Source organism: Collinsella sp. LCP19S3_B11, from assembly GCF_052121915.1.
Classification (GTDB): Bacteria; Actinomycetota; Coriobacteriia; order Coriobacteriales; family Coriobacteriaceae; genus Collinsella.
Map to the genome: position 1 here is coordinate 15708 of NZ_JBQKDI010000004.1, position 23307 is coordinate 39014.

The 23307-nt window shown below is 57.3% G+C and carries 19 protein-coding genes, 1 tRNA gene and 1 CRISPR repeat array; of the genes, 6 read left to right on the forward strand and 14 right to left on the reverse strand.

What is annotated here, in order from left to right; translation table 11 throughout:
- Nucleotides 1-94: 94 nt before the first annotated feature.
- The 5 genes from ACTQV4_RS03425 (at nucleotide 95) to ACTQV4_RS03445 (ending at nucleotide 4532) form a co-directional block, all read left to right on the forward strand.
- The gene (locus tag ACTQV4_RS03425) at nucleotides 95-1585 is read left to right on the forward strand and encodes an InlB B-repeat-containing protein (RefSeq protein ID WP_441569289.1); all 1491 of its coding nucleotides are present in this window, start codon (nucleotides 95-97) and stop codon (nucleotides 1583-1585) included.
- A 355-nt stretch (nucleotides 1586-1940) separates the two neighbouring features.
- A complete protein-coding gene (locus ACTQV4_RS03430) occupies nucleotides 1941-2534 on the forward strand; it encodes a hypothetical protein (RefSeq protein WP_441042047.1) in 594 nt (197 codons plus the stop codon).
- A 398-nt stretch (nucleotides 2535-2932) separates the two neighbouring features.
- Entirely contained in the window at nucleotides 2933-3103 is a 171-nt protein-coding gene (locus ACTQV4_RS03435) for a type II toxin-antitoxin system HicA family toxin (protein ID WP_427795745.1), read from the forward strand.
- A 45-nt stretch (nucleotides 3104-3148) separates the two neighbouring features.
- A complete protein-coding gene (locus ACTQV4_RS03440) occupies nucleotides 3149-3601 on the forward strand; it encodes a helix-turn-helix domain-containing protein (RefSeq protein ID WP_427795744.1) in 453 nt (150 codons plus the stop codon).
- Between the two features lie 142 nt (nucleotides 3602-3743).
- A complete protein-coding gene (locus tag ACTQV4_RS03445; protein ID WP_441569290.1) occupies nucleotides 3744-4532 on the forward strand; it encodes an ADP-ribosylglycohydrolase family protein in 789 nt (262 codons plus the stop codon).
- On the opposite strand, the gene ACTQV4_RS03450 is transcribed toward ACTQV4_RS03445, so the two are convergent.
- The 12 genes from ACTQV4_RS03450 to ACTQV4_RS03505 all read right to left on the reverse strand — a co-directional run bounded on the left by ACTQV4_RS03450 (nucleotide 4529) and on the right by ACTQV4_RS03505 (nucleotide 18956).
- Nucleotides 4529-4723, reverse strand: a complete 195-nt coding sequence (locus tag ACTQV4_RS03450; RefSeq protein WP_441569291.1) for a hypothetical protein — start codon at nucleotides 4721-4723, stop codon at nucleotides 4529-4531. The two genes, ACTQV4_RS03445 and ACTQV4_RS03450, sit on opposite strands and share 4 nt — an antisense overlap.
- A 101-nt stretch (nucleotides 4724-4824) precedes the next feature.
- Nucleotides 4825-4909, reverse strand: a tRNA-Leu gene (locus ACTQV4_RS03455).
- 71 nt (nucleotides 4910-4980) lie between these two features.
- Nucleotides 4981-5772 carry a VG15 protein gene (locus ACTQV4_RS03460; protein WP_441032294.1) on the reverse strand — a complete coding sequence of 264 codons (792 nt, stop codon included), beginning with the start codon at nucleotides 5770-5772 and terminating at the stop codon, nucleotides 4981-4983.
- Between the two features lie 18 nt (nucleotides 5773-5790).
- Nucleotides 5791-7406: a CRISPR direct-repeat array (repeat unit 29 nt; unit sequence GGGATCATCCCCGCGTGTGCGGGGAGCAG).
- 26 nt (nucleotides 7407-7432) lie between these two features.
- Nucleotides 7433-8326 carry a type I-E CRISPR-associated endoribonuclease Cas2e gene (cas2e, locus tag ACTQV4_RS03465; protein WP_441569292.1) on the reverse strand — a complete coding sequence of 298 codons (894 nt, stop codon included), beginning with the start codon at nucleotides 8324-8326 and terminating at the stop codon, nucleotides 7433-7435.
- A gap of 3 nt (nucleotides 8327-8329) precedes the next feature.
- Nucleotides 8330-9322: a type I-E CRISPR-associated endonuclease Cas1e gene (gene cas1e / locus ACTQV4_RS03470; protein WP_441569293.1), complete on the reverse strand. Its 993-nt coding sequence runs from the start codon at nucleotides 9320-9322 to the stop codon at nucleotides 8330-8332.
- Nucleotides 9323-9327: 5 nt separating this feature from the next.
- Nucleotides 9328-10089 carry a type I-E CRISPR-associated protein Cas6/Cse3/CasE gene (gene cas6e, locus ACTQV4_RS03475; protein ID WP_441032287.1) on the reverse strand — a complete coding sequence of 254 codons (762 nt, stop codon included), beginning with the start codon at nucleotides 10087-10089 and terminating at the stop codon, nucleotides 9328-9330.
- A 3-nt stretch (nucleotides 10090-10092) separates the two neighbouring features.
- Nucleotides 10093-10848, reverse strand: a complete 756-nt coding sequence (cas5e, locus tag ACTQV4_RS03480; protein ID WP_441569294.1) for a type I-E CRISPR-associated protein Cas5/CasD — start codon at nucleotides 10846-10848, stop codon at nucleotides 10093-10095.
- Nucleotides 10849-10850: 2 nt separating this feature from the next.
- Nucleotides 10851-12017: a type I-E CRISPR-associated protein Cas7/Cse4/CasC gene (gene cas7e, locus ACTQV4_RS03485; protein ID WP_441569295.1), complete on the reverse strand. Its 1167-nt coding sequence runs from the start codon at nucleotides 12015-12017 to the stop codon at nucleotides 10851-10853.
- Nucleotides 12018-12050: 33 nt separating this feature from the next.
- Nucleotides 12051-12695, reverse strand: a complete 645-nt coding sequence (gene casB, locus ACTQV4_RS03490; RefSeq protein WP_441569296.1) for a type I-E CRISPR-associated protein Cse2/CasB — start codon at nucleotides 12693-12695, stop codon at nucleotides 12051-12053.
- The gene (casA, locus tag ACTQV4_RS03495; RefSeq protein ID WP_441569297.1) at nucleotides 12692-14425 is read right to left on the reverse strand and encodes a type I-E CRISPR-associated protein Cse1/CasA; all 1734 of its coding nucleotides are present in this window, start codon (nucleotides 14423-14425) and stop codon (nucleotides 12692-12694) included. Before casA ends, casB begins: the two co-directional genes overlap by 4 nt.
- Nucleotides 14422-17367 (reverse strand): CRISPR-associated helicase Cas3', encoded by a 2946-nt coding sequence (gene cas3 / locus ACTQV4_RS03500; RefSeq protein WP_441569298.1) that lies wholly within the window; start codon nucleotides 17365-17367, stop codon nucleotides 14422-14424. The genes casA and cas3 overlap by 4 nt, the downstream gene beginning before the upstream one ends.
- Before the next feature lie 251 nt (nucleotides 17368-17618).
- A complete protein-coding gene (locus tag ACTQV4_RS03505) occupies nucleotides 17619-18956 on the reverse strand; it encodes a hypothetical protein (RefSeq protein ID WP_441569299.1) in 1338 nt (445 codons plus the stop codon).
- A gap of 218 nt (nucleotides 18957-19174) precedes the next feature.
- Between ACTQV4_RS03505 and ACTQV4_RS03510 the strand changes: the two genes are divergently transcribed.
- Nucleotides 19175-20356 (forward strand): cation diffusion facilitator family transporter, encoded by a 1182-nt coding sequence (locus ACTQV4_RS03510; RefSeq protein ID WP_441569300.1) that lies wholly within the window; start codon nucleotides 19175-19177, stop codon nucleotides 20354-20356.
- 18 nt (nucleotides 20357-20374) lie between these two features.
- Here the strand turns inward: ACTQV4_RS03510 and ACTQV4_RS03515 are convergent, their stop codons facing one another.
- Complete coding sequence (locus ACTQV4_RS03515) at nucleotides 20375-21355, reverse strand: hypothetical protein (protein ID WP_441569301.1); 981 nt, start codon at nucleotides 21353-21355, stop codon at nucleotides 20375-20377.
- 180 nt (nucleotides 21356-21535) lie between these two features.
- Nucleotides 21536-23203, reverse strand: coding sequence for a formate--tetrahydrofolate ligase (locus ACTQV4_RS03520; RefSeq protein ID WP_427794639.1), 1668 nt, complete (start codon nucleotides 23201-23203; stop codon nucleotides 21536-21538).
- Between the last annotated feature and the right edge of the window lie 104 nt (nucleotides 23204-23307).

Here is a 23307-nt window from a genome sequence, read left to right on the forward strand (position 1 = left end):
CCGATAAAGGCGCGAAATAGGGGTTTAGCAAAATGCCAGAAGCTCTATAATATTTATGCTGATTTAATACTTTTAGAGTCGAAGGAGTCTCAGCATGAAGTCGTTTTTGAAAACGGTCTCTCGTGCGGTCGCAGCGCTGTTTGCCGTTGCGCTCGTCACGATGGGCGTAGCTTCGCCTGCTTTCGCAGACGGTGCCCCCGGCACGATTACTACCGGCACGGTTACAAACACCACCCAAAACAAGCCGTATGACAACTTGACTGTCGCTATTAAAGAGGCAAATGACGGCGACATCATTAATCTCGGACCGGGTAATTACACTACTTATGTAGAAAACCAAGGCAAGCTCGCTGTTGGCAAGAGCCTCACTTTTGTCGGCTCCGGCAAAGACACGGTTTGGGGCATTGGCGCTAAATTCCCCAAACCCGAAAACTTTGGAACGGAATACAACGGCGATTATTCGTTTGACGGATCCAAGACCATTACATTCAAAAACATGACGCTGCACTCCGATAAGGCGGACTACCTTGGTTTCATCCGCATCGACAACACCGTTGTCGATAACTGCATCGTTGAAGGCAAAACGTTCTACTGGGGCTATAAGACCGCCAAGTTCGAGAAGACGACGTTCTACCCTCCAACTGGCGACTATGCCCTCTGGGCGTACAGCTCGGAGGTCATGACGTTTAACAACTGCACCTTTAACGCAACCGGTAAGGTCATCAACGTCTACAGAGAAGCCAGCACGCAGAACGTCACCATTAACGTGAATGATTGCACGTTCAACTCGAATGGCGACAAAAGCAAGCAGGCGTTGAATATCAACGACTCGACTATGGGTGACAATAAGTACATTCTCAACATTACTGGCAATAATACCGTCACGGCTGCGCGCGACGACATCACCTGCTCGCAGCTCTTTGGCTTTGGTGGCAAGGCAGAAACTAACAACAAGGGCAAAACTGACGTCTACATCAACGACGAGCTCGTGTGGTCCGGCGGCGAGAAGAAGACCCACTCCTACACCGACGGCGAGCGTGACAAAGCCTACGATGTCACCTACACCAACTGGACCCCTGCCGGCGCAGGCACTTGGACTCGTACGGGAACCCCTAAGTGCAGGTACTGCGGCTTCGTCAACCCGGATTTCGAGGAGAAGGCCTACGATCTCTCCTACGACCTGAACGGTTCCGAGGACAAGCAGACCGGCGATTTCGCTAAAGTCGAGCACATTGCCAAGACTAAGGTCACGGCCGATAAGCCGGCACGCAAGGGCTATTCCTTCGCAGGCTGGAACACGGCCGCGGACGGCTCCGGCACGAGCTACGAAGCTGGCGCCGATATTGTGCTCGAAGCCCCGGTAACGCTCTACGCCCAGTGGAAGAAGGACGAGCCCGCGCCCAAGCCTTCCGACAACAAGCCTTCCGACAACAAGCCTGCCGGCAAGCCTGCAAATAAGACCAAGGCAAACAAGCAGGATCTGCCCAACACGGGTGACGCCTCCGCCAACATCGTCGCTGCTATGGGCATCATGGCAATCGCCTGCTTTGTCGCCAGCGCTGTCGTGTCTAAGGTTCGCAAGTAATTTCAACTTCGAAACACGCCGCAGCAACTTGTTGCAACGCAAAGGGGTCCGCACCGCAAAAGGTGCGGACCCCTTTTTACACAAAAAGCTGTGGCGAGGCACCCACGATGACCAACCGGATGCGTCCGTCGTCAAGATCCGCAGCCCCGGCTACGCTCCGCCCCACCGCACCAAACATGGGACCAGTGGAAGGACGGAAAGGCTGGCTCTCCCCTCTTTTGCGCCCGGACATATTGCCACTTAACGGCGCAAATCTGGCCCTCAGAATGGGACACATGGCCCACCCTAGCGAGCCGTCCACGCGTACAGTAAAGGCAGGTAATCCATGGGCGGTTACAGATGAGGAGACACGACCATGAAAAAGAAGGCCTTTGCGATTCTCACCCTCTGCATCAGTCTCTTTGCTGCAGTTGCCCTGGTGGGTTGCGGCGGAAGCGGTGGCGCTACCGGCAGTGGCGGTGGCGGCGGCGCGGAAAAACCAGCCGTGGATATGAGGACCGACTTCATCTGGTTTAAGGTCGAGGTCCCCGAGGGCGTCGAGATCACCGACGTCGCTGGCGACACCGCCGATAGGGCCCAGTTTAAGTTCACCGAGAGCGAGCACGCCAGCGATCGCTTCATCCCTGTCTTCGACTCTGACAAGAACGCCGACGAGCTGTTCGACTACGAGGCAAAGTGGAAGGCCAACTCCGGGTGGACCGAGAGCGACCCCGTTAAGTACAACGGCAAGACCTGGCGCAGCGCCTACTTCACGCACTCCGGCGGTGTGACGACCGAGTACTTCACCGACGTTGACGGTGGCAGCGTGTATGTGCGCATCGACAACGTAGAAGAGCACAAGGACGCCGTCGAGACCATGATGAAGTCCCTGGAGTTTGCCGATGACATCGCCAAAGCCAAGACCGAGGCCATGGACGTCAAGCTCGACGATATCGAGATCAAGCGCTAAAGCTCCAACGGCATGCAGCAGCGCCGTTTTAGCTCAGCCGGGATGCAAGGTGTGACTCCTTGCATCCCGGTTTTTTGTGTTCGAAAGCGCCCGGTCACATCACCATATTGAGCACGTTGACGAATTCCTGCGCCTGGGAGCGGCTGCTCAGGCTAAAGACACAGGCAGTCAACAGCCGGTTACGTAGAAAAACGTCGCGGTCCTTGATCCTGTCGACCCTTTTCGCGGTCGCGCGCAGAACACCAAATCGTGTCCGCACGAGCAAATAAACTAATACCACAAGGAATATAAGCCGCCATCCAAGGATGGCGAAGTGAGACAAAGGGTTAGCAATAGCGAAGATTTAAGTCTAAAAACCCTTAGGAAGTGCTAATATATAGTTATTGAAAGAGGCTAAGATGCAGAGACGCGAATTGATCCGCATCCTCGAAGAAGCCGGCTTCATCTCGAAAGGAGGCACTAATCACGAGAAGTTCGTCAAAGGAGATAAACTCGTGCTCGTGAAACGCCACCGAGAGATTGAGGATCAAATTACCAAAAGAATCTTAAGGCAGGCAGGACTTCGATAGCTCATCCTCATCACATTCCGCATCGAGTTTTAGAGGAGGTCTTACATGGTTTACATATGGGAATTCGAGTTCTTTGATTCGGACGGCGTTGTCGACGCTGTGCCATGTGGCTCGCTGGGCGGAGGTGGAACGTTCGGATCCGACCTAAACGACGCTGTCGAAAGCGCCGCTGATTTTCTCGCATGCATGGTCGATGACCACCTAATGGGCGGCGTCGACCTGCCTGCGCCGGACTTTGGCCACGAGCCGCAGCACGGTGGCAAGATTATCGCCGTGGCCGTCAGTCGCGAACTCGGCGACATCCCCGCCGTCACCGCAGCGGATGCCGCGCGTATGCTCGGTGTTAGCTCAGCACGGGTATCGCAACTGATAAATGCAGGACTGTTGGATTCATGGAAGGATGGCACCAAGCGCATGGTGTCCAAAGCTTCCATCGAGGCACGACTCGCCGACGCACCAAAGGCAGGGCGCCCAAAAGAGGTCCCTATTGCTGTATAAAGCAATAGCGTTGCGGGTTTTTTCATTTGTCAGATTAGCTGACAAGCTCTCTCAATTCGGGACTCGCTGCGTCCCGAATTGAGCTGGACACACTGCCGCAGGTAGCCGCGCATCCTCAATCCAAAGTACGAGAGGTGTTCCCATGACAGACAGACCGAAAACAACGCTACGCGACTGTATTTACGGGCTTGCCGTCGGCGACGCGCTGGGCGTTCCTTACGAGTTCAGGCTCCGCGACACGTTCGAATGCACGGACATGATCGGCTACGGCACGCATGGGCAGCCCGCCGGTACCTGGAGCGACGACACATCTATGACGCTTGCTACCTGTGACTCGATTAGGGAGCTCGGGCATATCGACACCGCGGACATGCGCGACAAGTTCGTAGGCTGGATTGCCCGTGGCGAGTATACGATTGACGGTGTTTTCGATTATGGCGGCACGACCGCCCGCGCCCTGCACGCCGGCAAAGGAGGCTCTGGCGAGCGCGACAACGGCAACGGATCGCTCATGCGCATCGCGCCCTTGGCGTTCACCGATGCGACAGACGAAGAGATCAGCAAGGTCTCCGCGATCACGCACGTTCACAGAACGTCGACCGAGTCATGCGTCACGTTCATCGAGCTGATGAGGTCCGCGATGGACGGCGCGCTTCCCTCATGGGTGCTCCAGCTGAAAGACGTGCCCGAGCGTGAAATCAGGTCTGGCGGCTTCGTGCGCGACACCCTTAAGGCCGCCAGCTGGTGCTTTGTCAACACTAACAGTTACGAAGATTGCGTCCTTGCCGCCGTCAACCTGGGCGACGACACCGACACCACCGCAGCCGTCGCAGGCGCCCTCGCCGGCACAGCCTACGGCATGGACGCAATTCCGCAGGAGTGGATCGACACCCTGCGCGGCAAAGAGCTGATTGAGAGCTGCTTGTTTTAGATCGCGGCGGCAACAGAAACAAGCCAGGAGGCATCATGGAGAGGTCGATGTTGCGTGCGGGTGCGGGGGTCTTTGCGCAACTCCTTCAGCGCGTTCTCGTAGAGCGCCTTGTAGTCGGGCTCTTGACCGATCTCTCCGCCCTGTGCAGGGTCGATCGGATCGGTCTCGGCGGGCGTGGTCTCCTGGGCCATGCTCCCTCCATTTCCGCCCCGCACGGGGCATCGTCTTGCCCCGTGCGGGGCGCTTTTCGACATGAAAAGGCCACCCGTGCGGATGGCCTGGTTCAACGTTTTGGTCGGGGCGGCGGGACTCGAACCCGCACGGGCGATGCCCACGTGCTCCTGAGGCACGCGCGTCTGCCATTCCGCCACGCCCCGATGTGGGGTATAATCAAGTCGACCGGAGAAAGCTTGGGCTACGGGGCCCGGGCAGACCTCCGGTCATTTTTTTAGCTCGTATATTCGGCCGTTTTTACCACGAAGATCTTCGTTATATCCGGATCATCGAGAAGCTGTGCCATGCGGACAAGTGCCTCATCTTCCGTGATTCGGCTTTCCGTAATATCCAGAAGAAACTCGGGGCCTTGCCTATCGAGCTTCGCGGTGATCTCCCCTACCGCCTTCTTGACCTTTGGGGAGCTGATTGTCTTGAAGTCGCAGGTGACGCCGTCGAGGAGGACGTCCGATGTGTTACCGTCCGTGCCTTTATGGTCGTTCGGGTTCCTGAATTTAATCTTATGGCCAGTTTTTGCCAGCCACATCGCCTCCTGAAGCTCCTTTCCGTCGAGTTTCGAGAAGTCCTCGATCTCGATTGGGTTTTCAGGAACCACGGAGCGGACAGCCTTTGCGTAGCATTCGCGATACGTAGTTTTTGTCGAACCGTTTTTTAGGTGAGCCGCCCACGCGTCGTCGAGGGCTCCTTGGAGCGCTTCGGCTTCCGCACCCGCATCATCAGGATAATCTGGAATCTCCTTTTTCGATTTCTTGGCATCCTCGACGCGATCGCTCCATCTCTGTGCGTCCTTCGGATCGTGCCCCTCGACGAGCACTTCGTACTTGTCACCCGAGAAGCTCGGCACGATCTTGCACGTGCAGTGCCTGTGCCAGTGGTCGAACTGTCCTGCCGTCTTCCGGCTATGGTAGACCGCCCCGCGCCCGGCGAGCATGAGGCAGAAGGGGCACGTGTTGCGCCCACTCGTCACGCGGGCGAACTTCGCCCTTTCCCCCCTGTCGCGCTTCACGTTTCGCAGGATCGTCTTGGGATCATCCCCGCGCGTGCGGGGAGCAGTCGAGAATGTTGCGCTCGAGCGTCGAGCGGGTGGGATCATCCCCGCGCGTGCGGGGAGCAGCTCTCTCACTCTCCTTCTCAAAAGAATTAGGCGGGATCATCCCCGCGCGTGCGGGGAGCAGGCGCAGGCCGAGTGCGACAGGTGGGCGGCCACGGGATCATCCCCGCGCGTGCGGGGAGCAGCGGTCCAGTCTTGCGATGCGTTCGGTTTCGGAGGGATCATCCCCGCGCGTGCGGGGAGCAGCCGCTGATTCGCTTTAGATCCTCGTTATCGAAGGGATCATCCCCGCGCGTGCGGGGAGCAGTAGTTGCATTGATTGGACGTAGTAAATTTAACGGGATCATCCCCGCGCGTGCGGGGAGCAGTCCACGCACTTGCCGCCCCACCCCATGACGATGGGATCATCCCCGCGCGTGCGGGGAGCAGTAGCTCTTCCATTGGCACAGCTTCGAGCGGTCGGGATCATCCCCGCGCGTGCGGGGAGCAGCAGTCCGGTGACAAGGCGAAGGGTACGTTCGAGGGATCATCCCCGCGCGTGCGGGGAGCAGACGGTAGTGGTGCCCTTGCCGTCAGTAGTGACGGGATCATCCCCGCGCGTGCGGGGAGCAGCCGACGATATCTCGGATTGGTCTGGCGCTATCGGGATCATCCCCGCGTGTGCGGGGAGCAGCCGCTCGCCACATCAGCCATTCAATCACCCCTGGGATCATCCCCGCGTGTGCGGGGAGCAGTGCGTCGCCCCCGCCGGTACCGACCCGACACCGGGATCATCCCCGCGTGTGCGGGGAGCAGCGCCGCATCAAGTCGCGCGAGTTCATCCGCATGGGATCATCCCCGCGTGTGCGGGGAGCAGCCGACGATATCTCGGATTGGTCCGGCGCTATCGGGATCATCCCCGCGTGTGCGGGGAGCAGGGTGTCGACTCGGCCGATTGCGCTCCCAAGAGAGGGATCATCCCCGCGTGTGCGGGGAGCAGGCGTTAGGGTGTTCCGTCCAGTAGTTGATTACGGGATCATCCCCGCGTGTGCGGGGAGCAGTCAATTTCGGAAACGAGATTGTACCGATAGTCGGGATCATCCCCGCGTGTGCGGGGAGCAGGCCTACTCAAACGACATGGGCGATTTGAAGGCGGGATCATCCCCGCGTGTGCGGGGAGCAGGATTGCAAGGAACCATATGAGAAGGATGTCGAGGGATCATCCCCGCGTGTGCGGGGAGCAGGCGGCGATGCGTCCGCGCCCATCGAGGCGGCTGGGATCATCCCCGCGTGTGCGGGGAGCAGGGCGACCTGAAGGCATTCCCGCAAATCGGAACGGGATCATCCCCGCGTGTGCGGGGAGCAGCGCCGTCTGACGGACTGTGTACGCCATTTGCGGGGATCATCCCCGCGTGTGCGGGGAGCAGTTCCTTGTTGCTAGCTCGGGACGGCTTTTTTAGGGATCATCCCCGCGTGTGCGGGGAGCAGGCCATCCCGCGAACGAGAGCATCGCTTCTAGCGGGATCATCCCCGCGTGTGCGGGGAGCAGCGTTTTTCAAGAAAACTGCTTCTTCGCCGTTCGGGATCATCCCCGCGTGTGCGGGGAGCAGACTTAAAAATCCCAGCTCAAAACACCCTATCCCTTTGATGTGGACCCCATTTTAATCAGTTTGCTAAACAAGCTCAAGGTCGCCTCACAATCAGACTCGGCACGATGGGGTATTTGATTGTCAAGGTTCAAAAGGCCGAGCAGGGTCTTCAAGCGATAGTTCGGCGCATCGGGCATCTTCTTCTTTGCCAGTGTAATGGTGTCGATGCACTCATTGTCAAAATCGTCTAGGTCGCATTCTTCGCACGCTGCCTGCACGAAGCCGGTATCGAACGAAGCATTATGCGCAACCACTATGCGGCTCCCGACAAAGGAAAGCAGGTCGCTCACCGCTCGCTCAAGCTCGATCCCCTTTTCGGCAAGCATTTCATCGGTAATGCCTGTTAGCTCGACTATCTTCTTTGGGATGCCTTTCTCGTATCGAATAAGCTCATGGAGCCTGCCCGCCTCAACACCCTGCTCAACTTTGATGGCGGCAATCTCGATAATCGCATCTTTGTCTGGGTCCAGCCCCGTGGTCTCAACATCAAGTACAACGTATTCGCGCGGCTCGTCCGTTTCGGCTGCCACGCTCCCGCGACGCGCCTTCGATCGCATCGCCGCGTAACTCCAACCCACTCTCTTCGTGCCAAGGGCCTTCATGCGCGAAGGCGAAGGCCGCATCATCAGCTTGATGCCATCAAAATCGATAGGTTCCCACGCGGTGTTGTGCACTCGATAGTTGAGGTGTTGCTCGTTGCGTGCAGAAAAAACCATCGTGGCACGCCCTGTTTTGCATTCTTTGCAAATACGGCTCCAAAGCTCGTCCCTTACACGCGCGCTCACCCTGCCGACATACACGCCTAGGCTAATCTCCTGCAACCATTTCGTTAGGTCGCCGCGAAGTGCAAGAGGGCATTTTTCCAAAACAACAACAATCACCCGTTATCCTTCCACAAGCACTCCGTTATTCTCTTCGGTGGCATCCACCTGGACGTCGTTTTCCTTGCCATAGGAAACTCCAAAAGCAACGGCAGGGCGCCTCTCATCCCAGAGGAACATCGTATCGATATCAGGCTCGTCCTCTGTCTCGAAGTCGCCCAGCAGCAGACCCCTGATATCGCGAGCACAGCGCTCCATTATCTTCCCGTCAAGAAACGCATCACGAGTGCACCGACGCGTGTCCGCCCCGATATCCTCTGGAGGATCGGAAGCCACTTCGAAAGCGATGGGAATCGTCACCTCTGCTTTATACAAATCGGCAATGTCATACACAAACGAGCGCTCATGGCCAACGTGGACAAATCCCAATGCCGGAGAGCACCCCAGCGCTACAATCACGCTGTGAACGACTCCGTAAAGGCATGCATGGGCAGCCGACAGCGCCTGATTGATTGGGCTTGCATCAAGAAAATCATCGGGGTTGTATTCCCTCCCCTCCCATGGGACGTCGTATTGCTTCGACAGCCGCCGATAGAGTGTTCGAATCCGAGCTCCCTCGCGGCCACGGAGCTGCTGCATCGTGTAATTCGATACGTCCTCGCCGGGAAAGCGCATGCCGTACATCGCTCGTGCCACGGCAAGACGCCTTCGAGTGTTCGACACGAGTTCAGCCTGCGCGACAACCAACCGAGAAGAATGGGTGAGCGGCCGGCCGTGCGCATAGTAGCGAACGCCGTGCTCGCCCACCCAAATCACGCTTGTCCCCGAATCGCCGAGCAACTCAACCGCACGATGAGAGATATTGGTCCCAGGCCCCAGCATAAGCACTCCAAGAGAAGCCGCGGGGACATACGCCGTTCCGCGCGCATCGGTTATGCTCACTGCGCTATCTTGCCTGCTCACAAGACATCGCTCGACATAAAGAAACGTCATTCGCTCCTTTATCGTGGGCAGTGCGCGCAAATCAGGCTTGATCATGCCAGGATTATCGCCCATGCCGCTCACCTATCCAGTGGAACCAGCGTGAGAAGGCCGCATCCGAATCCTTTGGCATGCCCGATGCCACACACAAGCGCATGGCGCAAGGCATCAGCATCGGTCACGCGCAACACGCCATCGTACTGGGCGCGCGTAAAGGTGACTTTGTTTCCTTGGACACCCTTGGTAAACGAGATTCTGTTGGAATTACTAACAATCAAGCTCGGGCAGCCCTCATCGTCGCTCAAAACCTCAAAACCATTCCTTTGGGCACGTGATCCCCGCTCGGGCGCAAAAATGCTTGGCACTTCCTTGTCGGCGCCCTTATATGCTTGAGCTCCAACGAGCCAGGCAGTTTGCTCCAGAATGGTCAGGTGGCCAATTCTATTTCTCTTAGGTTCGCCCTCGCTGTTTAGCAGGTCGCTTTTGCCGCCACGCGTGCTTCTGTTGAGCGACGGATTCGCTACCAAGCGAAACGAATAGGTCTGTCCGTTCGAGATGCGCCCCAAAAACGGATCGTATCCGCGCGTGCCCCACTGCGGTTCGCAGTCGGGCCACCCGATTTGTTCATCAAGCCCTACCAAGCTCGGCTTGCCAGGGCTCACGATATAAAGGCGAGAACCCCCATCAGGCATTCTATCCACGCGCCAAAGCACGCGGCCGTCCCCGCTCGTCTGAGAAAAGGGGAAGCTGCCTGCAATCGCCGCATGCATGCGATAGGGCGAGGCGAGCATCGCACGCGACTCCCTCCGCGTCATATTGATGGGAAACTGGGTAAAGAACATCGGCTATACCTCCTTTCCTAGAGCAGACCAAGGATCATGGTCGGCCTGCGTGCCAACATATTTCGGGTTCCTAACCGTTGCTGTTGTATGGGCAACAGTACGAAAGCTGTATTGGCGATGCTCCTGCGAAAAGCTGATGGGCACGTCGCGCAGCGGAACATCGTAGCCCTCGCCTTCGTCAGAACCCTGCTTATCGTAGAGAATCTCCAGGTCAACGCTTTCTTTACCGCGGAACTTCCAGTTGCCCTGATATCTCTCGCTTGCTTCCCAGGGGTGACTGCGCAAAGCTTGGAGCAACGCCGCATCCTCAAACAGCCCAATATGTACTCTGCACGCGGGTGGACAGGAACGGCGACCTAGAAACAGGGGGAACGCCGGAGCGTCAAGCGCCTCGGCGCACCTTTGCAAGAGTCCCAAATCGCCCTCAAGGGCCGCAACAAACACAGCATCGGCCAGATAATGCCGACAAGTTAAAGGCAGGGCATCGCCCGACACCCATCGAGCGCTCTGCGAGTCCCACTTTCGTTTGTGCTCGGTTTGAAAGTCACTTAGAAACGTTCCTGGCTGATCGATACGCACGCCAAAGCGTAGTGCCGCAAGGTCATCAACGGGATCTGTTCGGTAACGACCCAAGGCTGCGGCAAGCAGACCTACAACGCCGCTCTTCGTCGGCTCGTGCTCTGTTCCGCGCTCGGTGAACCTGCTCGACGACCCCCATGATTGTAGCGGACCCGCCAATTTGAGCAGCAGGACCGCCATAGCTAGTCCACCTCTTCGGTTTGGTGGCCATTTTCGGCCAGATAAGCAGCACACGCTTGCGAGATTTGCGCAATTGCGGCGTCAAGATCACATGCCCCTTCGACACCCATGGCACTGGGAAGAGACTGCGCATCCGGAGATGCAGTTATAACGAACGTCTTTTGCGGGGTCGTTCCAAACGCCTTGTCAATCGCCTCTTCCTGTTTGGCCAAACGCTCACAACCAATTTCAATCTGGCTTTTCCCATACGACGCCTCAACAGGTTTTTCAAAGGCATTCACCAAGCTCACCGGTTGCGTATCCCTCAGTTGAAGGACAACCGCTCCGGGGAGTGTGCGGTTTGCAAACGAATTCTGCTTTCCCGTGGGCATGGAAGTAATGAATGCCTTCAAAAACGCCTCGATGCCGCGGCAAGCAACCGCAGCCGAACCGAGATTTTTACACAGATGCAACACATCAATAGTTGCATAGCGATACATTGTCGATGACGTGAACTCCGTTGTCTCAATCATTGCTGCGCCCGCATTGTCTTCGGGCGAGCAATCGTCAAGAGCAGTGAAATAATCGAATTCTGGATTCATCTTCCCGATGCCAATGGCGTGGGCAACCTGAACGGAGGCGTCGACATTCAAACTGGGATCAGTGGCGACCATTCTTCCGAACAGTGAAATATCTACCGTATCTTTGGACGCGGATTCTTGACTCTTCTTGTTCTTTACCGCACTCTTTACTTTCGAAACATCCTGCAAGCCCGCAACGCACTTTGCAAGCTCCTGAACCTCATAAGGACTTATAAACAATAGCGCCTTAAGCTTATAAGGGTCTATTTTTTTATCCTCGAATTTTGGTTCGTTATTTCCCTTTAGATAGGCTTTTAGACTTTTCTTCGCACTCTCTAGAGCTTCCTGCTCATCAATCTGCGCATCAAGCTTAGTCGCCTCCTTCGCAATTAACCTAACGGCATATTTGGTACGTGTTCCAAGATTTGCCTCATCCAGAAAGTCAGGGAACAAATCGCGCGCGGCCTTCTTCCACGCTTGGCTTGAAACCCTTGAGCGCTTGACTCCGCCGAAATATGCCGTTTTTGGACTGCCCGTATCATCTCGATTGATATTGCTCGGGGGGACGGTCTGAAGAATGTGGATATCGATGAACTGGGGCTTTTTCATAGCAGGTCCTTTCTTGGTCATTTCCCTCATCAACTATTCTTCCGAAGGGCTGGCATCGATGCCGGACTCGGCCTTTGGTATTCGACTATATTCACGCCCCCACGCAAGACGCACCTTATCTGCTGTATAGGGGTTTTGCAGTGTGTATAGCTGTGCTGCAAAACGCGCGTAATCAACGGGAATCTCGGCAGCTCGCAGCTGCTGTATAAGCTGCCTTGCATAGTGAAGCGTCTCTTCCATGGAATCGGCCGTTATAAAGGCCCTAAACCTTCGAGGCATTTCGCCCTCTTCGAGATTCGAGTAACGTCCCTTATCACTCCGCACGAGCTGTCGCAGGGCCGCACCAAACGAATGTTCATCGCCAGGCACATACATTGGCTTGGTTTTGCCCTGTTGATGAACCGCATAGAGCGTGAGCGCGGCATGAACCGCCGTCTCGGCCCACGATGGTTCGGCGCCTCTCCCCACAAGCTCGGCAGGCAGGCCCTCGAACACAAGTGACCATGCATCTGCGCTTGAGCCCATGGGCAAAAGAAGCGCATAGCGCAATGTTGCCAACTTTCGCGCTCCTCGTGGTTTTCTGCTGGCAGACAGATAGTCGTTTTGGATAGAGCATATGCGCCCGTGCACGAATGCGAGCATAAGCTGCTCTGGGCGTTGCTCCTTGGTTTTCGTCATGCTTGAACCTCTTTATCGTTTGGCTCGTCTTCTTCAAGCGGCAGATACTTTTTAAGGGCGGCGTTCAACTTAGCCTCTGCTTTCGAGGCCGTCATCCAATCTGCGGTTTCTCCCTTCTCGTTTTGAGCAGGAGCGCCAACGATTGCCTCCGGACCAGCTTCGCGAAGGAGGACATCGGCATGCGCTTTGATAATCACGCGTGCGGTACGGCGCCATCGACGCCTCTCTACCTCCGCGTTGCTGGTCTCGTTAAGAGCGGCAAGCCACTGACGAAACGGCGAATCAATCTCAAAGAAAGCCCGAGCACTCGCTTTCTCTTTCGCTGTTTCTTTTGGTTTTTCGTCCGGCTTCGCTTTCTGATACTCCCTTTCCGCGCTTCCTCCCGACGCTATGCGGAGGTTTGCGGCAAAACAGCCCAAGGCAAAAACCGCCTTTGATGTCGATGTCACAAGTTCCTTTGCAAGATTTACCAGGTCCTCTCCCTTGTCAGAGAGCAGATATGCACTTAATTCGACCTTGTCATCAAAAACAACGGTAACAGCTCCGCACTTAGCATCAACATATTCAAATCCTACGGCGTGGACGTTAACATAATCGCTCCAACGAAGCAGCGATCCTGAGCTTCTGCCACTCATCCTTTTTACCCAAGAGATAACCTCAGGAGGAACAATGCGAGACTCTTGTTCGGCGGCCCCTCCGAATATAGAAATGATACCCCGCCACATAGCTTGATCTCTCTCATGTTTACGAGGCAAAAACTCAATTCCGGAAGTCCTGGACGCCCCAACCCTCTCTTTCCAGGCAGTCATGCTTTCAATTTGGCGGAGCCTCTGATTGCTCTTTTCCATCTTTCGCCCGGCACTTACGATTGCATCGATCACATTCCGCTCGCATGGAATCAGCCGTACCCATCTCGATTGCCATGTGAAAAGCTCCGCGCGCCCGCGGGGGAAAGACTCCTCATGGCCGTCTGAGACCAGCAACGGATTAACCTCCCAACAAGGCTTATCATCCTCGAGGAACAGACAGTCCTCATCAGAACGAGAGGCAGTAGGCAAAAAATTTAAAAGAAGGGTATCTGTCAAAGAATCGCCTTCTAGATACATACAGCCCAATAGGCCATCTGGGCCTGGACCGCCAGGATATACCTTCCCGCCTTTAATAGATTCCGCTTTCTCCCCCAAAACTGGCTGTCCAGGAATTCCAAGAGCAAAAGCTTGCAGATGAACCAGCCATCTCGCTGCCTCGGCAAACGTCAATCTAGCGAGCCCAGAGCCTGCCCTTTGAAGAAATAGACGCTTATCCTCTCGAGACCAACTATCTCCAATAATCCTGTACAGGTTGTTCTCTTTTTTCTCGTTATCCTTCCAGCGCAAACCAACAACCTGCATAAAAGGCTGTTCCTCGTCAAACAAATCGAAACGATGGTGCCACTCGTCGAGGTATTCGTGAATCTGGTCGATGGGCAGTTCGTGCGCACGCCATAGGCGCCCCCAAACCTCCGCTGGAACGTCGTCATCATCGAGCGTCGGAGAAATTGCCCTTTGCAGCACTGCCAGCAAAACGCGCAGAATCGCAAAATCCTGTGTGGGTAGATCGTTAGCCAAGCACTTGATGCTTGACGCTTGCTCAAATAGCTCGAGCAGTGATACCTCGCGCGTCGCCCCGCCCAAATCGCGAACGCAGATCCATGGTTCGTCCACGAGGTTAAAACTCACATTCTGGCTCATTGCGCATCTCCTTTCTTCCTCACTGTTTCAACAAGTTCAAGCCCGGCCTTACGCGAATAGTGCATGCGATAGATAGCATCTTTCGTTTCTATTACCGTATCTAGGTTTGAATCAAACGCCAAGACCAGTTGACCTTGAAGCCATCTTGACTCTTGCCATCTGAGCGCCTGAGATTTTGTCTCCAGGGCATCAATTACCTGCTCAGACGATAGCCAGAATGGCAGGCTCACGGTACAACTCGCCGCAAGGCGGGCAACCTCATCGTCAGGCGCTTCACTACCGTCCCCTAAATAGCCCTGACACGGACGGCTCCCCTTTATGTCGGTGACCCAGGGAAGCAGCGTGAAACCGTCGTTGCCTACTTGGACCGCAATAACCTCAACCGTGTCACCAGAATCGCGAACGGCAGCGCGTGCTTTTGTCTCGTCTGCAAGCGAGAAGGTTTCATTCAGCCAGCCAATAAGACTTTGCGTCCCCTTCTGTGGCTTGCTCAGAAGCCAGGCATTTGCCTTGAGCTGCTTGTTCTCTTTTGCCTTCTCCAGCTCTTCTTCTGCGCTTTGCAAAGCATGAACCCATTCCGGTGCTGCGCCCGCATCGCACAACTCTTCCGCCGCAATGCTTCGTGAATACGTCCGCTCGACAAGGCCAGCAATATCGTGAGGCAGATTGACCATAGCCGTCCCCCCATCGGTACTCTTTGCCCTCAGCGACAGCAAGCTGCGCAAAAGCATCGCAGGGTGATAGACCTTCTCTATACCCCCATTCACCTTAGGCGGAGCAGTCGCCCAGTCCTCGATGCCCGTGATAAAGCAACGTGCTTGCCTGAGCTTCTCCGGACGCTGTCCCTGATTTTCCCCGCGTTCATGGCGGTGTAGGCGTCCCATTCGCTGCAGCAAAAGGTCGATAGGGGCTACATCGGTGATCATTACGTCGAAATCAATGTCGAGGGATTGCTCGATCACCTGCGTACCCACTACGATGAGTTTACTGGGCCTGTCGGCAGAGTCGGGACCAAGCAGTCGCAGCAGTTCCGCATCATTTTCCATGCGGTCGACGGCAATAAAGCGCGAATGGACGAGCTTTACGCACGAATCGCCAAAGGCAGTCTTCAACTGCTCGTAGGAGCTTTGGGCACGGGAAACCGTGTCTCGCAACACGCATGCGCAACCACCATCGGACAATAAGTCCTCCAATTGTGCAACCAGCGCAGAATCGTCGTCTTCCAATCGTTCGACAATAACGTTTGTTCCGATCGAAGGGTCATCGCATGCTCGGTACATGCTATCGTCTAGCGCTCCATTTCGGGTTGCCGTTGTAACGAGCGGGTACGACGGCTCCCCCGGTGCTTTACGAGGAGCTTCCGGAATATCTTTCCGCTTTGATGCGCGACGAGTGGATTTTCTATCCCTACCCCGATAGGCGTGGATGAGCTCGTTGCGGCGCTCAGCGGGAAGCGTTGCCGAAAGCAGTATGGTCGGCACGCCGTAAGCGCCAAGCCACGTGAGCACACGGTCAAGATAGACATTCATATAGGCATCGTAGGCATGAACCTCATCGATTATGACAACCTTGCCGGCAAGGCCCAAGTGCCTAAGCTGCACATGGCGCGCCTTGAGCGCCGCCATAAGCAGCTGGTCGACCGTGCCCACAACAAATGACGACAGAAGACCACGCTTCCTTCCGCTAAACCATTGGTGGGCGATCGTGTCTTCCTCAGAGCACCTATTTGCATCGTCCCCCATCCAAGTGTGTCCCCAGCTTCGCAGGCTGTCGTAGTCCGGGTTCAAAGCCGCCTTGCTATGCAAAAGTTGCATCGACTGCGTACTGCGGCCCCGCGAATCGGGAACGCACTCGAGCCAATCTTTAACGCGCTTGAACATCGCGTTGGAAGTTGCCATTGTCGGTAGAAGATAGGCGATTCCCCCAGCCCCGGTTTTCGGAGCCATAATCTCTGAGCACATCAGTGCGGCCTCTGTTTTGCCGTTGCCCATGGGCGCTTCGATAATGAGTAGCCCTGCGCCGTCCATGTCGGATGCCGCCTGCATCGCCTGCTCCTGCGCGGGTCGCAAGCTCGCATCCTCAGGAAGACCAATAAAGCGGTGATGAAACAGCTCTTGTCCCTCTTCCTTTACCGGCATCGCCTGCCACGCCGGGGGCAACGCCAGCGAAGCCCATGCGGCATCGGTGCGCTTGATAAATTCGTCATAAGAGCCGATGCAAGAGTCAAGAGGGAACAGATCTGAATTTGAGGCAATCCAATCGGCAACGATAACCAGCGCAGAGACGAGTGCTTGTTCTGGTTGAGGAACAGGTGACGAGCTAAAGACACTCTCGAACTTCGCCATCCCCGACTCCTCAAACATCCAGTCAAGAAGTTCCTCTTGGACGGCGCACCAATCGTCATCACCCAAGTTCTCGTTGGGAAAATTGCGCGATGCGCTCGCTATACCTTTGAGCACACTATCGGACGATGGCGTGGTTCCATGGTGCGCTCCCAGAATGCACCCGAATGTCCACGAGCAACTCCAACCGCGCCTATCAAGCCAATCTTCGAGGATCACCTCACTCATGAAGGCGTGCGATGGAGGGCGGTTCATGATGCGGGGGCTCGGAACCTGAAGCCCCGCTTGTTCAACAAGTTCTGCCCGCTCCGAGACCTTGTACTGGAAGCCCGGCGTCGCCTTACCAATGTCGTGAATACCAGCAAGCCAGGTAACGAGCGCCGCCGTTACAGAGTCGCCACAGCCAAATGCGTTCGCGATTTGGTGCTTGACAGGTTCCGCAAGCCATTCGTTCCAAAGCTTGCACGCAACACCCGCAGAATCGGCCATATGAACATAAAGAGGCGACCACAGGTTACGCTCTTCCGCACCGCCCGTTTTTGCCCATAGTGTACAGGCCCGTGAGCTTATGGGAATAGAGTCCATCATGGTCTTTTGCATTGCTCTCCCGTCCGCTTCTTCCTAGAACCCGAGAGGCTGGGAAACGCCTTGCGATTAGACTACTACCGCAAGCGGACATTTTTTAATAGCTATCGGCAGACGTAATGTTGCTCAACGTTTGTGCTGTGAGCATGAGCGTTTAATTGAGCGCCCACATGCCTTGTCGCCGCACAAAAATAGGGCGGCCCGCACCCCTGCGAGCCGCCCCTTCTCCTGGCTTTCACGCTACAGCAACAACTGGCACCGCTCCCCTACTTCCCAAATAGCGCACCCAGCAGGCCGCGACGTTTGGGCTTCTCTTCTCGGTAGGAGCCCTCGACTGCCGCCGCCGCCTGCCGCGGCTGTTCACCGCCTCCATGGCGCACGATCTGGTACAGAAACGGCGATTTAACGTATTTGACCTCGATGGGCGTGGCATGCACGGTACTTTCGCCAGACAGGTGCAGGCTCGGGTTGAGCGGTGCCACTACATGCGTCTCGCGCTTGTCGCTAAACACCACCGCGGCCGCGCGGCCCGTCTGGCCGTTTACGGCAATGCGCACCTGCTCGCCTTCGCGGCTGTCCGACGCCGGACGATCGACAAAGTAGACCGGCACCATCACCAGACCATCCTTGTGTTTGCGGGCCTTGCGCGCCCACGTGCGGATACTCTTTTTATTGAGCCCCAGCATCGCCTCGGCATCGTTGCCGGCAACGTCGAGCGCCAGCTTATCAATGACCACCTGGTCCTTGGTAGATGCATCGACGGAAACGACGCGGAAGTCGCCTTCCTGCATAGCGGGATCGAACGGCCCCACCTTGCCAAAGTCCCACGGCTCCAAAATGCCCATAAGACGAACGTCCAGGTAGTTTGCCCGCGGATATGCCCAGTCGAGCACCTCGTAGTACACCAAGGTCTCCTTGCTCAGCCCCTTGCCCGGGAAGGACGCCATCATGCGCAAATCCGCGAGCGCCATGGGAAAGTAGAAGAGCATCATGTCGTTTTGGATAGCGTCTTCTACATCGTGACCGGCAAAGACTTCCGCATACTGGTGCACCAGCTGCAGCGCGTTGGCACGTGCCTGCTGCGGCGAGATTTCGCAGGGAATACCCTGCTCGGGTACATACTCCGCACCAACGCCCATGGTCAGGCGCTTGCTAAAGGTACCGGGCTTGAGTAGGTCTGCAACGCCGATCTTATTGCCGCAGGACGGGCACTCAAACACGCGCTGGGTCGACTCGCCTTCGAAGGATGCGCCACAGAAGGGGCACGGGATGCTCACGTGCGTGGCCTCCTGGAACTCCTGCGCCGTGCCGCGGTCCTCCCACAGTAGATGCTCCAGAACCGACTGGTTGCGCCAGTGCGTATTAAAGAAATACCAGTCGGGGTCCACCGGGCGCTCGAGCTGCGACACATGGGTGAGCTTAAGCAGCCCATCGACAACTGTCAGCGGCGCATGGCGAATGCCCAGGGCGCTCTTGGGCTCCCCCGCATCGGCCTGCCACGGAACGACCGTGCCGCAATAGGCGCACTCAAAGCTGCGTTTAGCCTGGTGTGAGTACATGGGGCCGCCGCAGTTTTGGCATTTAATGGCAAACATCTCGTCCATGGATACGTCCTCCTTTACGCAGGGGCTGTCGACATTAAGTATGTCGAGCAGGCAGGCACAAGCCCATACCCATGTGGCCCAAAATGGAGCACCCGATCGGACAAAAAGCCCCGCTCGTTAGCTCCAGCAGACCATTGCTGCATTTTCTGAGCATCGGCGCACGGCGCGCCCATGCGAGCTACACTATCCCCTTAAACGAGGATGCGAGGAGGTACGCCATGCTATTTGTAAATCGGCTGGTACATACACTTGTTCCTGGCTGCGAGGGCGAGCCGGTCGATGCATCTTGTCGCACCAACGCGGGCTTTGCCGCAAGCCTCATCTGCATTGGCCTCAACATTACCCTGTGCCTGGCCAAGGGCATCGCGGGTCTGCTCGCCGGCTCTGTCTCGCTTGTCGCCGATGCCTTTAACAACCTCTCCGACGCCTCGAGCAACATTGTGAGCTTGCTCGGGTTCCGCCTCGCCAGCCGTCCGGCAGACGAAGGCCACCCCTATGGCCACGGCCGTTACGAATACCTCGCCGGCTTGTTTGTCGCCGTCCTCGTTTGTGCCGTCGGCATCAACCTGGTGCTCGAATCGATCTCCAAGATCATCAAACCCTCCCCCACCGCCTACACGCTGGTCTCCCTAGCCGCCCTCGTCTTGTCCATGCTCGTCAAATTATGGATGGCCGCATTCAACCGCGCGCTGGGCGACCGCATCGACTCGGAGACGCTCATCGCCACGGCGCAGGACTCCAAAAACGATGTCATCACCTCGGGCTCGGTCTTGGCGGCGGCGCTTATTTCGCAGACGACCGGCTTTGACCTCGATGGCTGGGCAGGCCTGAGTGTGGGTATCTTCATCTGCATCAGCGGCATGGGCCTGGTGCGCGACGCCATCAGCCCACTGTTGGGACAAGCGCCCGACCCCAAGCTCGTCCAGGAAATCCGCGACAGGATCATGTCGTACCCCCAGGTCTTGGGCACACACGACCTCATGGTGCACGACTACGGCCCCGGCCGTCAGTTTGCCAGCGCACACGTGGAAATGCCCGGCGAGGGCGATGCCTTTGAGCACCACGAGATTCTGGATACCATCGAACACGACATCAAACGCCAGATGGGCATCGACATCACGCTGCACTGCGACCCCATCGCCACCACCGGCGACGACCTGCGCGGCTGGGTCAAGCGCGGCATAGCGCAAATCGATCCCGCGCTCTCCATCCACGACCTTCACGAGCACGATGGCTTTGTGTCATTTGACCTGGTGCGTCCCGACGGCTTTCGCATCTCCGACGACGAGCTGTTGGAGCGCGTAACGCATATCGTGCACGAGCGCAGGCCCGATGCATCATGCGTTGTCACGTTTGACTCGGGCTTTAGCTCGCCCGACCGTCCGGCCGAACAGTTGTAGCCCCGCTCCGCTCGGCCGCTAGTTTCCCTGCGCGCCCGAAATGCCATTTTGCAGGGCATCCCAGGCGTTCGTTGCCATATCACCCAGATTCTGAGCAGTATCACCGAGGTTCTGGGCTGTGTCGCCCAGCTCTTGGGCCTTATCCCCAAGCTCCTGCGCCTTGTTGCTCAGGTCCTCCAGCGTGTTAGAGCTCGAGCTGTCCGTGGCGCCTTGATCAGCGGACGCATTGCCCGACGAGCCGTCCTTGCGCGTGAGCTGAATCTCAAGGTTGCCGTCACCGTTGTAGTAGGCAGATGTGACGACCCAGTTGGCATCGACGACGGGCGTCGAGCCGTCGTCGGTCAGAATCACGGCATTCGAAAGATCGGCCCCGCGCGACTTGAGGAGCTTCTTGGCGTTTGACCAGTACTGACCCGGGATATCGCTCAGGTCGACGGTGCCGGACTGGGCAGTCTCGGTCTGCTCGGCCGTGGTATCAGTCGTGGCGCCCCGCTTGTTGAGCATGCCCGACACAATGGCGAACACAATCGAAAGGGCAAAGAAGATCGCCAGCACGATGAGGATCTTCTTGATCACGCTCGACGAACGCGAAGGCTTCTTCTCCTCGTCCTCGCCATACTGGGGGATGGACTTGGGATACTCACGATACGGCTCGCGCGCGTATCGGTCGTGCGACTCGTAGCGCGGCTGTGCCGTGCGCGGCATATATGTCGTCTGCTGAGGTTGTGGAATGGGATTTTGCGGCAGGTTGTTATAGGCATCTGCCGCCGCATTGCCATACGGGTTCGGCGTCGCGTTGCCATACGAGTCCTGCGGTGCATAATCAAACGGATCCCGTGGTGTATCGCCATAGCCCATAACTCGTGTGGGTTCGGCAGACGTCTGTGTCGCATCGGGGACAGCATTGCCGGGATTCGGCACGATACGGGTCGTGTCGGCGCTACCGCCGGCCTGTGCGGAGCCATATCCGCCCATCACGGTCGTCTTATCCTGGTCCATGCAACGATTCCTTTCCGTCGCCCGTAAGCATCAAGTTATCCATGCATTCTACCCGCGTACAAGCCTATGACAGGCTAAGCCCGTCGGTATCTACAAGACGTGCGCGGGCCTAAGGATCAAAAAGCCCCGCCGGGCCTTGGTAGGCGCGGCGGGGCGGGCAAGCGGCTATGAGCAGCAGGCTTAGAACAGGCCGGTGATGTTGCCGTCGTTGTCGACGTCGATGTTCTCGGCCGCGGGAACCTTGGGTAGACCCGGCATGGTCAGAACGCTGCCGGTCAGCGCGACCACAAAGTGGGCACCGGCGGAAACCTTGAGCTCGCGCACGGTGATGCGGAAGCCCTCGGGCGCGCCCAGAGCCTTGGCGTTATCGCTGAAGCTGTACTGGGTCTTGGCGACGCACACCGGCAGGTTACCAAAGCCGTTCTCGCGCAGCTCGGCGAGCTGGCGCTTGGCAGCCGGCGTAAAGTCGACGCCATCGGCGCGGTAGACCTTGGTGGCAACGGCCTCCAGGGCGTCGGCCACATCGGCACCGTCCTCGTAGGCAAACTTGAGCTCGCTCGGCTGCTCAATCAGGCGCATGACCTCATCGGCCAGGTCGAGCGCACCCTCGCCGCCCTTGGCCCAAACCTCGGACAGCTTAACGTTGACGCCGAGCTTCTGGCACTCGGACTCGATGAGCGCAAGTTCGGCCTCGGTGTCCGTCGGGAAGCGGTTGATGGCGACCACGCAGGGAAGACCATAGACGTTCTGGATGTTGTCGACGTGACGCAGCAGGTTGGGCATACCGGCCTTGAGGGCCTCGAGGTTCTCGTCGTTGAGGTCGGCCTTGGCGACACCGCCGTTGTACTTAAGCGCGCGGGCAGTGGCGACGACCACGACGGCGCTGGGGCGAACGCCCGTCATGCGGCACTTGATGTCCAGGAACTTCTCGGCACCAAGGTCGGCGCCAAAGCCGGCCTCGGTAATCGCAACGTCGCCAAAACGCATGGCCATACGCGTTGCCATGATGGAGTTGCAGCCGTGGGCGATGTTGGCAAAGGGGCCGCCGTGGACAAACGCGGGCGTACCCTCGAGCGTCTGCACCAGGTTGGGCTTGAGCGCGTCCTTAAGCAGCGCGGCCATGGCGCCCTGGGCCTTAAGGTCGCGGGCGCGGACGGGCTCGCCGGCATAGCTGTAGCCGACAACGATCTCGCCCAAGCGCTCCTTAAGATCGTTGATGCTCGTGGACAGGCACAGGATTGCCATGACCTCGGAGGCAACGGTGATATCGAAGCCGTCCTCGCGCGGCACGCCCTGGGCCTTGCCGCCAATGCCATCGATAACATGGCGCAGTTGACGGTCGTTCATGTCGACGACGCGCTTCCAGGTGATGCGCTTAACATCGATGCCGAGCTGGTTGCCCTGCTGAATATGGTTGTCGAGCATGGCGGCCAGAAGGTTGTTGGCGGCACCGATAGCGTGGAAGTCTCCGGTAAAGTGCAGGTTAATATCCTCCATGGGGATGACCTGGGCCCAGCCGCCGCCGGCGGCACCGCCCTTTACGCCAAAGACGGGACCGAGCGAAGGTTCGCGCAGGGCAACGGCGCTCTTGACGCCGCGACGACGCAGACCGTCGGCCAGACCGATGGTCGTGGTGGTCTTGCCCTCGCCTGCGGGCGTGGGATTGATAGCGGTCACGAGGACAAGCTTGGCCTGGTGATCGGTCGGCTCGTTGAGCAGTGAATAGTCGACCTTAGCCTTGTCGAAGCCGTACGGAATCAGGTGCTTTACGTCGACGCCGGCGTTCTTGGCCACCTCGGTAATGGGCAGCGGCGTAACAGAACGTGCGATTTCGATGTCAGTAGGCATGGGCGGTCCTTTCGTTACCGGATGAGAAAAAGACCAATTCAGCATAGCACGGGCGCGCAATAGTAAAACGCCCATAACCGATGAACGGCGATATGTTTATCCAA